We start from the raw sequence: 12,709 nt of genomic DNA on the forward strand, positions 1-12,709 counted from the left end.
GTTTCCCGCCCGGGCGGGAGGCACACTTTTTTCAGGCGCGCTGCGCCTGCATGCAGACTAAAAGAGGCTAGACCCCAGTGGCATTGACGATTCTTGGCCTGTCCGGCGCCCTTAGCCATGATCCTTCCGCGGCCCTGTATATCGACGGCAAGCTGATTGCGGCCGCCGAAGAAGAGCGCTTCGTACGCGACAAACATGCAAAGAACCGCATGCCCTACGAGTCGGCGAAGTTCTGCCTGGAACAGGCCGGCATCAAACCGTCCGACGTTGATGTGGTGGCGATCCCGTTCGCCCCGATCAGCCTGTTCGGCGAGGCGCGCTGGCACTACGCCAAACGCTACTGGTACGCCCCGGACCGCGCGCTCGACGCGATCCTGATGGGCAATCGCCGTTACAAGCGCTATCGCAACAAGATTGTCTGGTGCCTGGAGCAACTGGGCTTCGATCCGAAGAAAATCAAGATCGAACCGGTCGAACACCACCTGGCCCACGCTTCCAGCGCCTACCACTGCTCGGGCTTCCAGGAGAAAACCGCGATCCTGGGCATCGACGGCAAGGGCGAGTACGCCACCACGTTCTTCGGCTATGGCGAAAACGGCAAGATCCACAAGATCAAGGAATTCTACGATCCGGACTCCCTGGGCGGCCTGTATGGCGCAATCACCGAGTTCCTCGGTTTCGAGATGCTCGACGGTGAGTTCAAAGTCATGGGTATGGCGCCGTATGGCGATGCCAGCAAGTACGATTTCTCGCGCCTGGCCTCCTTCGAGAACGGCGAGCTGGTGATCAACACCGACTACGCCAACGTCATCGGCCTGCGCCGTTATAAAGAGAAGGGCAAGGGGTTCTACTTCTCGCCAAAACTGATCGAGTGGCTGGGCCCCAAGCGCGAAGGCGATATCGCCGACGAGCCGTACATTCACTACGCGGCCAGCATGCAGGCACTGTTCGAGAAACTGGCCTTGCAGATGATCGACCATTACCTGGGCGACATCCTCAAGGACACCGGCAAGCTGGCCTTTGCCGGCGGCTGCGCGCTGAACGTCAAGCTGAACCAGAAGATCATTGCCCGCGATGACGTCAAGGAGCTGTTCGTGCAGCCGGCGTCCGGCGATGCCGGCACTGCCGTGGGTGCGGCCGCCTATGTGTCCCACGCGCGTGGTGTGCCGGTGGAGAAGATGGAACACGTCTACCTCGGCCCGTCCTACAGCAACGAAGACGTGATCGCCGCCTGCGCCAAACATGAAAGCAAGCCGAACTGGCGCAAGATCGAAAACATGCCCAAGCGCATCGCCAAGATCATGGTCGACGGCAACCCGGTGGCCTGGTTCCAGGGCCGCATGGAGTTTGGCCCGCGTGCCCTGGGCGGTCGCTCGATCATCGGTTGCCCGAGCGCCACCGGCGTGGCCGACCGTATCAACCACCAGATCAAGTTCCGCGAGCGCTGGAGGCCTTTCTGCCCGTCGATGCTCGACACCGTGGCCCCGCACATGATCAAGGTCGACCACCCGGCGCCGTTCATGACCTTCACCTTTGAAGTGTCGGAAGAGTGGAAGAGCCGCGTGCCGGAAGTGGTGCATGAAGACGGCACCTCCCGCGCCCAGGTGCTCAAGCGCGAGTACAACCCGCGTTACTACGACATGATGAAAGAGCTGGAAGTATTGACCGGCAACGGCGTGTCCCTGAACACCTCGCTCAACCGTCGTGGCGAAGCGATGATCTGCTCGCCGACCGACGCGCTGAACATGTTCTTCGGCTCCGACCTGCAGTACCTGATCATGGAAGACATCCTGGTGGTCAAGGATGGCGTGGACCCTTATGACGCTGTGGTTTAAATGCTGAACCGCTTCCAGGGTTGGCGTGAACGTGGCTGGACGCCTGTCGACGCCGACGTTTACGCCCAGGCCTGGCAGCGTTACGGCGGCAGCGTGGCGACCCATCCCCAGGTGATCGAACGCCTGGCGGGGTTGGCGCAGATTCCGGTGCGTTACCTGGGCTGGGAGCAAGGAGGTGAACTCAAGGGGGCAATCGCCACCTGGGGACGCGATCTGGCCCTGTCCAAGGACGTGCTCAAGCGCACCGGCAAGAAGGGCCTGTTTGACCTGGGCAATGCCGAGATCATCCTGCCGATAGCCGCTGATGCGCAGGTGCCGCTGCGTCACCGTGGCCGTTATTTGTCGGCGCTGAACCAGGGGCGCGTGAGTACCCTCAAGCCCCAGGCCGAGCAATTGGCCATGGCGCGCACTCCCGAAGACCTGTCGAAAAAATTTCGCTACAACCAGCGCCGTGAATTGCGTTTGCTCGAGGAAGCGGGTGGCGTGGTGCGACCGGTCAGCGAGTTTTCCGGCGTGGAGCTGGCGGCGATTTACTGCGATCTGTTCCAGCGGCGCTGGGGCTTTCCCGCCACCGGTGCCGAGCGACTGGCCGAGGTGCTGGAATTGCTCAAGGCGTTCCTGATCGGTTCGGTGCTGTTTCTCAATGACGCGCCGATTGCCGTGCAGGTGGTGTACTGCGTTCAAGCGCCCGAATGGATAAGCGTTGAGTACGTCAACGGTGGCGTCGACCCTGAGACCCGTGCGTTCAGCCCGGGGAGCGTGCTGAGTTTCCTCAATACACAAAGTGCCTGGGAACATGCGCGCGCGCAGGATTTGCCGTTGCGCTTCTCGTTCGGGCGTGCCGACCGTGAATATAAAGAGCGCTGGTGCAACCCGGTGCCGGTGTTCAGCGTATGAGCCGCAAACAGCAATTGCTCAAGCGCCATCGGCGCAACAAGCGTGTCGCGCTATTGATCTGCCTGCTGATACTGGTTGCGACGGGTGTGCTGGTGGCCTGGTGGCTGCCGCTGATCCTTGCGCTGCTGCTGTGGGTGGCTCACGAAGCCTGGTTCGCCGATCATCTGTTTTATTCGCCCAATGACGACTATCAATACCACTTCGCCCCGAGCGGCCAGCAGGTTGGCCTGCGCCTGGATAACGGGCGATGGGTGCCGCAGACGCCGCTGGATCTGGCAGGTGACGAAACGCTGATCCTTGAAGTGCAGCTCAAGAGCGGTTGGCTCGGGCGTTTCCTTGACCCGGCGGTCGAGCTGGCCGGGGATTGTCAGGCGTTCGAGCGCGGCGTGGCGGGCAAGCGCTACCTGAATCTGACCGGTTCTGCCGCAACGCTGGCGGCGGGTGAATTGACGTTGCGCGGCCTCTTGTGCCGCGTGGTCGGCCAGCCCAGCCTGTGGATTTTCCGTCAGCCGGATCACGCCCGTCAGCGGGTCATGGTGATCGCCCCCCACGCCGACGACGCCGAACTGGCCGCCTTTGGCCTCTATGCCCAGGCGGATGAGAGCTGGATTGTGACCCTCACCGCAGGTGAAATCGAAGCCGAGCACTATCAGCAGATGGGCCTGGCGCAGGCCGATGCCGCTCGACTCAAGGGACGCCTGCGTGCCTGGGACAGCATTTGCGTGCCGCGCTGGGCCGGTGTTCCCGAAGCACAGTGCGTGCAATTGGGCTACTTCTGCCTGCAACTGCCGGCCATGCAGGCCGCGCCGGATCAGCCCCAGGCGTCCCGCGAGGCGCAATTGGAAGATACGCGGCTGTTCCGCCGGTTCAACAGCCTGGCGCTGCCCGGCGATCTGGACGGTGCACCGACGTGGGTCAATCTGATTGCCGATCTACGTGCGGTGCTGCTCAAGGCGCGGCCCGAGGTGATCGTGTTGCCGACACCGCTCCTTGACCCTCACCCGGATCATATCTGCGCCTACAACGCCGTTATTGAAGCGTTGCAAGGGCTGGAGTGGCAACCCAGCACATTGCTCGGGTACGCCAACCACCTGCATGATAACGACCGCTGGCCCATGGGCAATTCGGGCGCCGGCGTGGCGTTGCCGCCGCAGTTCGAGGCCGGCCAGGCATTCGAACCCTATTGCCGTGTGCTGAGCCTGAGCCAGCAGCAGGACAAGGCCATGGCGCTGGGCATGATGCATGACCTGCAACCCCGGCCGCCCTTCAAGCGGCGCGTGCGCCGTCTGCTGCAACAATTGCTCGCGGGTCGTTGTCCATCGCCTTACGGCGAGAATGAGTTTTTTCGCAAGGCCGTGCGCCGTCACGAACTGCTTTGGGTGCTCAAGCAGGACTGAAGTTGATTTTTACGTCGGGCTGCGCGCAGTAGCCCGGTTGCCTCATGGAGCAATATGAAGCCTCGTTTCAAGGTTTTGCAGCTACAGCCGGACTACAACGTCAAACTCCATGATTTTGCTGACCTTGGTGAGCAGATCGTCAAGTCGTTGCCGGTTGAACGGTTCGAGGTCACATCGGCCTTCCTCAGTGGACGCCCCCAGCCGGGCCAGCCGCTGAGCGTGGCCGACCACTCCAAATATTTCGAATTTCCCGAGAAAGCCCTGAAGGGCATTCGTCTGCGGGCAATGTGGGAAATCTACAAGTATTGCCGTGAGCAGAAGTTCGACGTGGTCATCTGTAACCGCTTCAAGTCGGTGAACATGATGCTGGCGCTCAACCGCTGGTTGAAGATTCCCCTGTGCATCGGCATCTCCCACGGTTTCGGCGAATATGAGCGGGCCTATCGTCGACGCCAGATGCGCCGCATGGTCAGCCCGGCCTGGCGGTTTGTCGGGGTGTCGGCGGCGGTGAGGGATTACCTGGTGGGCTTGAACTGTGGCTTTACCCACGAGAACACCACCTTCGTCACCAACGCGATCGACATCCCCCAGGCCGAGGCCTTGCAGTTGCCGCGCGAGCAAGCGCGGCAGGCCCTTGGCTTGCCTCTGGAGGCACGGATGATTGGTGCTCTGGGGCGCCTGGTCCCGATCAAGGGGCACACGCATCTGTTGCAGGCGTTTGCACGGCTCAAGGACAAATATCCTGAGGCTCAGGTGGGTATCATCGGTTCCGGCCGCGCCGAAGCTGACCTGCGGGCGGACATCGAGCGTCTCGGCCTCACTGGCCGTGCGCACTTGCTGGGCTTTCGTGAGGACGGTCTGCAGTACGTACGTGCGTTCGATATCTGGACCATGCCGTCCCTGCTTGAAGGCTTGGGCCTGGCGTTGCTGGAAGGCATGAGCGGGCGCCTGCCGGTGATCGCCTCCAACGGGCCGGCCATGTTGCCGCTGGTTGAAGGGGCGGGCGGCTTGTCCCATGAGCCCGGCAACGTGGAGCAACTGACTGCGGCGCTCGACACTTACCTGGCCATGAGTGATGAACAGTTACGCGCCAAGGGTGAGCAGGTCTTCCGTTACCTGGAGGCAAACCACGCCTTGGCTGAGTTCCAGGGCAAGTATCTGGATTTGATCGAAACCGGTTTGAAAGAAGCAGGTAGAGCATGACAGCGCAACAACCGTTGGTCTCGGTGATTATCGCGTCCTACAACCACGCTCGGTACATCGAGCAGAGCATCCTGAGTGTGCTCGGCCAGACTTACCCGAATATCGAATTGCTGGTGATCGACGACGGCTCCAAGGATGACAGCGTCGAATGCATCCGGCGGCTTCAGGCCGAGCACGGGTTTGATTTCCAGGTGCAACAGAACCAGGGGCTGACCGCCACGCTGAACAACGCGCTTGCCCGCGCCAAAGGCAGCCTGATCGCGCCATTCGGCTCAGACGACATCATGCTGCCCGACCGTATCGCGACCCAGGTGGCCTACATGGAGGGCAAGCCCAGGGTGGGGATCTGCGCCGGCAACATCGAGCTGATCGACGGTGACGGCAACCTGCATCCGGAGAAAAAACAACGCCGTGATGTGCCGTTTCGCAGTCTCGACTTCGACGACATGTTCATGGACCGCAAGCCGTTTCCACCCGCGCCGACCATGTTGATCCGCCGCGAAGCCCTGGAGGAAGTCGGTGGTTTCGATCCGCTGATTCCCCTGGAGGACCTGCTGATTCAATTGAAGATAACCGCGGCGGGCTACACCATCGATGCGCTTGACGTAGTCATGGCGCAGTACCGACAGCACGCCAGCAATACCTACAAAAACCACCGCTACATGATCCAGAACATCCTCAAGACCTACGCCAAGTTCAGCGATCACCCGGCCTACGATGCGGTGCGCTACAACTTCCTGAACTCGATGTTCCTCAAGACCGCCGACCGTGACCGGCCGTTGGCACGGGAGATTCTCAAGCAGATCCCGCTGAAATTCTGGGGGCGCAAGACCTTGCGTGGCTTGGTGCGGCTGTATCTGACGCCGCTGAGGAGCTGAAGACGAGGGATGTAAAAAAGGCGACTATCACGGCAGTGATAGTCGCCTTTTTTATCAGCTGGCCGGGCTGGCCAGGCTATGTACCTGTTCGCGGAGTTTCGCCGTGGCCGTCGGGCTGGCAACCGTCGCATAGCCCTTAACCAACTGCTCGAAGTGCGTTTCGAACAACCAGTTGCGGTCCTGCGGATAGCGCTGCATGTGACGCAAGTTACGCTGGCGCAAGGCGTAGCGCAGGGACGAGGGGTAGATGCGCAGGTCAGCGACGTCAATCAGGCCGAACTCGCCGTCGTCCATCAGCAGCACGTTGCCCAGGTGCAGCGAGCGGAAGTACACACCGCGTTCGTGCAATTGCGCCATGAACCGGCCGAAACGCTCGACCAGCGATTCGCGCAGGCTGCTGTCCAGGCTTTGCATGGCCTGGCGCAGGGTCAGGCCGGGCAGCGGGGTATAGGCCACGGCGCCGCTGGCGTCGGGCAAGTGGTAGAGGCCAAGGATGTGCGGGGTGGGAATGCCCAGGCTGCGCAACTGTTCGCTGTTGCTGGCAAAACGCTCGGAATACGGGTTGAAGCTGCCGGAGGTGTACCAACGGCGCGGGCGGAACAGCTTGAGAAAGCTGCCGTCTTCCAGGCGCAGGACTTTTGGCCCCAGGCCATCGGCTTCAATCACCTGGGCATTGCTGCACAGCTGGTCAAATGCCGGGCGCTTGATCGATTGCACCGACATGCGCAGCAGGCTGCGGTGGCGCTGGGCGATGCTCAGGCCGGTAATGATCGCCAACGGGATCCACAGCAGGAACCAATGCTCCTTGGGTCGCGACAGGATGCCGCCGCCTTCGGTCAGGCCCGCACCGATGCCGTAGACCAGCAGGGACGATGCCAGGATGAACAGCGGTTGTGCGCGTCGTTGCATGCCCTTATACAGGGCATAGCCGAGCATGAAGATCCAGGGGATGAAGCCGATGATGCCGACGTAATAGAGCACGCCAAGGGCAAAGCTATGGGGCTCGCGCAGCTGGTAGCCGTTGTCGAATGTCAGGTACAGCTCGGAGTCGTAGCTATGGCCGATCCAGGGGTGGTCGGCGATGAGTTTCAACGACATTTTCCACAGCTCGACACGCAACGAATTGCCACGGTCCGTGATCAGTTCCGGGTACAAAAGCAGCAGTCCGGCGCTGGCCAGCACCATTGCACCGAGCAGCAGCGCCGAGCGGCGGTTGCGACTGACCAGGGCCATCCACACGATCACCATCATCAGTGCCACCAGAGGCGTGCGAGAGCCCGTCGCCAACACCGTGATACCCATGATCGCCAGTGCCGGTACGCTGAACCACAACACCTTCAGGCGCTGGGTGGTCAGGCATATAAACAGCCAGTACACCGTGAAGAAACCGAACAGATGGGAGCTGAGCAGCGGATTATCGAGGGCGCCGAGGCCGCCGATCATGCGCATGCCAGGCTCGTACGCCTTCGCGAAGGCCACCAGGTTGCCCAGGCACACCACCAGTGCAATCACTGCGGCACCGAAGAAGATCGGCTTGAACAACTCGTTGCGGTAGTGCAACAGCAGCCCACAGCCGCCAAACAGCATAAAGGTGTTCAGCGGGCGTTTGAACAGGTCGGTGTCGGCGCTGGGCTCGGGGCTCCAGAGCAGACTGGTCAGTGCCCACGCGGAGAAAACCAGGAACGCCAGGGCGATCGGTTCGCGCAAGAGGTCCTTGAGTTCCCAGGGGCGCATGCACAACAGGAGCAGAGTGGGCACGCTAAACAGGAGGTAGACGATCCGGTGCAGTACATTGCGGTTGCCGACGAAGAACAGTGCACTCAAGAGCAACAGCAAGCCAACAGGCAAAATCCACAGGACCAGGAAGTCAAAAACGCGATTCGAGCCATAGATAAGGCGCTTGGAGTGCATACGATAGAGCCATTCCGGAAAGAGAAAGCCGACCCTCCCGAGGAGGTGGCCATGTAATGTCGCCCGCGTGATCCTGCCGGGTCGTGGCGTACGCCGGGTGCAAGTACAACAGAGAAGCTGTGCTAAAGTCAGCCTCCTTTTTCAAAACGCCGCGTGATATGACCGACTCCAGTCCGAGCGCAAGCCCTTCGAGCTTGAAAATATACTTCCGCCTGCTCAGTTACGTTAAGCCTTATATGGGCTTGTTCGCGCTGAGTATCCTTGGATTTCTGATTTTCGCGTCGACCCAACCGATGCTGGGTTACATCCTCAAATACTTCGTCGACGGCCTTTCCAATCCCGAAGCCGTGCTGTTTCCGACCGTGCCGTTCCTGCGCGACCTGCAGTTGCTGCAGGCGGTGCCGCTGCTGATCATTCTGATCGCGGCCTGGCAGGGCCTGGGCTCATTCCTGGGCAACTACCTGCTGGCCAAGGTCTCCCTGGGCCTGGTCCACGATTTGCGCGTGCAGTTGTTCAACAACCTGCTGACGCTGCCTAACCGTTACTTTGACAACCACAATTCCGGGCACCTGATTTCCCGCATCACCTTCAACGTGACCATGGTCACGGGGGCGGCGACCGATGCGATCAAGGTGGTGATCCGCGAAGGCATGACGGTGATCTTCCTGTTTGCCTCGCTGCTGTTCATGAACTGGCGCCTGACGCTGGTCATGATTGCCATCCTGCCGTTGATTGCCGTCATGGTCAGCACGGCCAGCAAGAAATTCCGCAAGCAGAGCAAGAAGATCCAGGTGGCCATGGGTGACGTGACCCACGTCGCCTCGGAAACCATCCAGGGTTACCGCGTGGTACGCAGCTTCGGTGGCGAGGTCTATGAAGAGAAGCGTTTCCTCAAGGCCAGCCAGAGCAATACCAACAAGCAACTGCGCATGACCCGCACCGGGGCGATCTACACCCCGGCGCTGCAACTGGTGATCTACTCCGCGATGGCGGTGCTGATGTTCCTGGTGCTGTATCTGCGCGGCGATGCGTCGGCCGGCGACATGGTGGCCTACATCACCCTGGCCGGTCTGTTGCCCAAGCCGATCCGCCAACTGTCGGAGGTCAGCTCGACCATTCAGAAGGGCGTGGCCGGTGCCGAAAGCATTTTCGAACAGCTGGACGAAGAGGTGGAGGTCGACCACGGCACCCTCGAACGCGACAAGGTCAGCGGTCGCCTGGAAGTGCGCAACCTGAACTTCACCTACCCCGGCACCGAACGCCATGTGCTCAAGGACATCTGCTTTACCGCCGAACCCGGGCAGATGATCGCCCTGGTGGGGCGTTCGGGCAGTGGCAAGTCGACCCTGGCCAGCCTGATCCCGCGGTTCTATCACCATGAGAGCGGTGAAATCCTGCTTGATGGCATCGAGATCGAAGACTACAAGCTGCTCAACCTGCGCAAGCACATTGCCCAGGTTACCCAGCATGTGACCCTGTTCAGCGACACCGTGACCAACAATATCGCCTATGGCGACCTGGCCGGCGCGCCACGCGAAGACGTTGAAGCGGCGGCGACGGATGCCAACGCCAAGGACTTCATCGACCAGTTGCCCAAGGGCTTCGATACCCAGGTCGGCGAGAACGGCGTGCTGCTTTCCGGTGGCCAGCGTCAGCGCCTGGCGATTGCCCGTGCGCTGCTCAAGAACGCACCGGTGTTGATTCTCGACGAGGCCACCTCGGCCCTCGACACCGAGTCCGAGCGGCATATCCAGGCCGCGCTGGACAAGGTCATGCAGGGGCGCACCACGCTGGTGATTGCACACCGCTTGTCTACCATCGAGAAGGCCGACCTGATTCTGGTGATGGACGACGGGCGCATCGTCGAGCGCGGCACCCACGGTGAGCTGCTGGCGCAGAACGGCTACTACGCGCGCCTGCATGCCATGGGCCTTGATGCGCCGGTAGCGGCCGACATCACCTGATCCAACAGGCGCCACGGCTCGAATGTGGGAGGGGGCTTGCCCTGATGCTGATCCGTTAGCGCAGATCCCCTGTGGGAGGGGGCTTGCCCCCGATAGCTCAGTGTCAGCTTGCACAAGTGCTGGCTGGCCCGCCGCTATCGGGAGCAAGCCCCCTCCCACATTTGCCCTGCGGTGGGCGCAAGCCATCGCAAACCCTGTGCTAATATCGCGCCCCTGTTCATTTTGTATGTGGGTTGCTCCATGAAGTTGTCCATGCCGCGATTCAATCAAGCCCCTGTCTTGGTGGTCGGCGATGTCATGCTCGACCGTTACTGGCATGGTGGTACCTCACGGATTTCCCCTGAGGCGCCGGTACCGGTGGTCAAGGTCGAGCAAATCGAAGACCGTCCAGGTGGCGCTGCCAACGTTGCCCTCAATATTGCCGCGCTCGGCGCCCCGGCTTCCCTGGTGGGTGTGACCGGTGACGACGAAGCCGCCGACAGCCTGGCCAATAGCCTGCGCGGTGCCGGCGTGCGCGCGTTGTTCCAGCGCATCGCCCATCAGCCGACCATCGTCAAGCTGCGGGTCATGAGCCGTCACCAGCAATTGCTGCGTATCGATTTCGAAGAACCCTTCGCCACCGACGCCCTGGCCCTGGGTGACCAGGTCAACGCGTTGCTCGAAGGCATCAAGGTGCTGGTGTTGTCCGACTACGGCAAAGGCGCCCTGAAGAATCACCAGGTGCTGATCCAGGCCGCCAAGGCCCGCAACATTCCGGTGCTGGCCGATCCCAAGGGCAAGGACTTCTCGATTTATCGGGGCGCCAGCCTGATCACGCCCAACCTCAGCGAGTTCGAAGCGGTCGTCGGTGGTTGCGCCGATGAGCACGAACTGGTCAGCAAGGGCGCGGCGCTGATGGCCGACCTTGAACTCGGCGCCCTGCTGGTGACCCGTGGCGAACATGGCATGACGCTGCTGCGTCCCGGCCACCCGGCGATGCACCTGCCGGCGCGTGCGCGGGAAGTGTTCGACGTCACCGGCGCCGGTGATACGGTGATTTCCACCCTGGCCGCGTCCATCGCCGCCGGCGAGGAACTGCCCCATGCCGTGGCCCTGGCCAATCTGGCGGCGGGCATTGTGGTCGGCAAATTGGGCACCGCGGCCATCAGCGCCCCCGAGTTGCGTCGCGCCATCCAGCGTTCCGAAGGTTCGGAGCGCGGTGTGCTGGGGCTCGAGCAATTGCTGCTGGCGATTGACGACGCACGCGCCCACAACGAAAGCATCGTGTTCACCAACGGCTGTTTCGACATCCTGCACGCCGGTCACGTGACCTACCTTGAGCAGGCGAGCGCCCAGGGCGATCGCCTGATCGTCGCGGTCAACGATGATGCTTCCGTCAGCCGCTTGAAAGGCCCGGGCCGACCGATCAACAGCGTCGACCGGCGCATGGCGGTCCTGGCCGGGTTGGGTGCGGTGGACTGGGTGATCAGCTTTTCTGAAGGCACCCCGGAAAACCTGTTGGCCCAGGTCAAGCCTGATGTGCTGGTCAAGGGCGGTGACTATTCCGTCGACCAGGTGGTCGGTGCGGACATCGTCAGCGCCTACGGCGGCACCGTCAAAGTGCTGGGGTTGGTAGAAAACAGTTCGACCACGGCCATCGTCGAGAAAATACGTAACAATGAATAACGCTGATAAATGGGTGTTGATCACCGGAGGCGCAGGCTTTATCGGTTCGCATTTGGTTGACGCGTTGCTCGCCAAGGGCTATTCGGTGCGGGTGCTGGATAACCTGTCTACCGGCAAGCGCAGCAACCTGCCCCTGGATGACCCGCGCGTGCAACTGGTGGAAGGTGATGTGGCCGACGCCGAGCTTTTGGCTCAAGTGGTCGTTGGCGCGTCGGCGGTGGTCCACCTGGCGGCCGTGGCGTCGGTCCAGGCATCCGTGGACGATCCGGTCAGCACGCACCAGAGCAATTTCATCGGTACCTTGAATATCTGCGAAGCCATGCGCAAGGCCGGCGTGAAGCGTGTGGTGTACGCTTCCAGCGCAGCGGTCTACGGCAACAACGGCGAGGGTGCCTCCATCGACGAAGAGACGACCAAGGCGCCGCTGACACCCTATGCCTCGGACAAATTGGCCAGCGAGCACTACTTCGACTTCTACCGTCGTGAGCATGGCCTGGAGCCGGTCATTTTCCGCTTCTTCAATATCTTCGGTCCGCGCCAGGACCCGTCATCGCCGTATTCCGGTGTGATCAGCATTTTCAGCGAGCGTGTGCAGCAGGGCCTGCCCATTGCCGTGTTTGGCGATGGCGAACAAACCCGTGACTTCATGTATGTGGAAGACCTGGTGGATGTGCTGGTGCAGGCCATCGAGTTGCCGACTATTCCCGCAGGGGCAATCAACGTCGGTTGGAACCACGCCACTACGCTTAAGCAGGTGCTGCAGGCACTGGAGCAAGTGGTGGGCGCATTGCCGGTCATTACTTATGGACCGGCGCGCCTGGGGGATATTCGCCATTCGCGGGCCGACAATCGGCGCCTGCTGGCAAGCTTCACCCTGCCTGAACCTACCCCGTTGAAGGTCGGCTTGGAGCGCTTGCTCAAAGGCTGAGCCGCACGCCGATAGCGATATCGGGTGTGCG

The 12,709-nt window shown here is 61.5% G+C and carries 9 protein-coding genes; 8 read left to right on the forward strand and 1 reads right to left on the reverse strand.

The genetic code is table 11. The annotated features are described in order from the left end of the window. Positions 1-77: 77 nt before the first annotated feature. The 5 genes from BFP90_RS11260 to BFP90_RS11280 are packed head-to-tail and all read left to right on the forward strand — an operon-like array spanning position 78 to position 6,210. The gene (locus BFP90_RS11260; RefSeq protein ID WP_065896709.1) at positions 78-1,835 is read left to right on the forward strand and encodes a carbamoyltransferase family protein; all 1,758 of its coding nucleotides are present in this window, start codon (positions 78-80) and stop codon (positions 1,833-1,835) included. Next, positions 1,836-2,732 carry an antimicrobial resistance protein Mig-14 gene (locus BFP90_RS11265; protein ID WP_065896710.1) on the forward strand — a complete coding sequence of 299 codons (897 nt, stop codon included), beginning with the start codon at positions 1,836-1,838 and terminating at the stop codon, positions 2,730-2,732. Beyond that, positions 2,729-4,129: a PIG-L deacetylase family protein gene (locus BFP90_RS11270; RefSeq protein WP_065896711.1), complete on the forward strand. Its 1,401-nt coding sequence runs from the start codon at positions 2,729-2,731 to the stop codon at positions 4,127-4,129. The genes BFP90_RS11265 and BFP90_RS11270 overlap by 4 nt, the downstream gene beginning before the upstream one ends. Before the next feature lie 54 nt (positions 4,130-4,183). Beyond that, positions 4,184-5,332, forward strand: a complete 1,149-nt coding sequence (locus tag BFP90_RS11275; RefSeq protein ID WP_065896712.1) for a glycosyltransferase family 4 protein — start codon at positions 4,184-4,186, stop codon at positions 5,330-5,332. Next, complete coding sequence (locus BFP90_RS11280; RefSeq protein WP_065896713.1) at positions 5,329-6,210, forward strand: glycosyltransferase; 882 nt, start codon at positions 5,329-5,331, stop codon at positions 6,208-6,210. Before BFP90_RS11275 ends, BFP90_RS11280 begins: the two co-directional genes overlap by 4 nt. A 54-nt stretch (positions 6,211-6,264) precedes the next feature. Here the strand turns inward: BFP90_RS11280 and BFP90_RS11285 are convergent, their stop codons facing one another. Next, positions 6,265-8,121, reverse strand: coding sequence for a bifunctional O-antigen ligase/aminoglycoside phosphotransferase family protein (locus BFP90_RS11285; RefSeq protein WP_065896714.1), 1,857 nt, complete (start codon positions 8,119-8,121; stop codon positions 6,265-6,267). Between the two features lie 158 nt (positions 8,122-8,279). On the opposite strand from BFP90_RS11285, the gene msbA reads away from it, so the two are divergent. The 3 genes from msbA to BFP90_RS11300 all read left to right on the forward strand — a co-directional run bounded on the left by msbA (position 8,280) and on the right by BFP90_RS11300 (position 12,678). Then, on the forward strand, positions 8,280-10,085 hold the full coding sequence (gene msbA, locus BFP90_RS11290) for a lipid A export permease/ATP-binding protein MsbA (RefSeq protein WP_065886559.1): 1,806 nt from the start codon (positions 8,280-8,282) through the stop codon (positions 10,083-10,085). Between the two features lie 240 nt (positions 10,086-10,325). Then, entirely contained in the window at positions 10,326-11,750 is a 1,425-nt protein-coding gene (hldE, locus tag BFP90_RS11295; protein WP_065886558.1) for a bifunctional D-glycero-beta-D-manno-heptose-7-phosphate kinase/D-glycero-beta-D-manno-heptose 1-phosphate adenylyltransferase HldE, read from the forward strand. Then, positions 11,743-12,678: an NAD-dependent epimerase/dehydratase family protein gene (locus tag BFP90_RS11300; RefSeq protein ID WP_065894463.1), complete on the forward strand. Its 936-nt coding sequence runs from the start codon at positions 11,743-11,745 to the stop codon at positions 12,676-12,678. Before hldE ends, BFP90_RS11300 begins: the two co-directional genes overlap by 8 nt. Positions 12,679-12,709 lie beyond the last annotated feature (31 nt).

It is taken from the genome of Pseudomonas sp. 24 E 13, from assembly GCF_900004715.1.
GTDB classification, from domain to species: domain Bacteria; phylum Pseudomonadota; class Gammaproteobacteria; order Pseudomonadales; family Pseudomonadaceae; genus Aquipseudomonas; species Aquipseudomonas orientalis_A.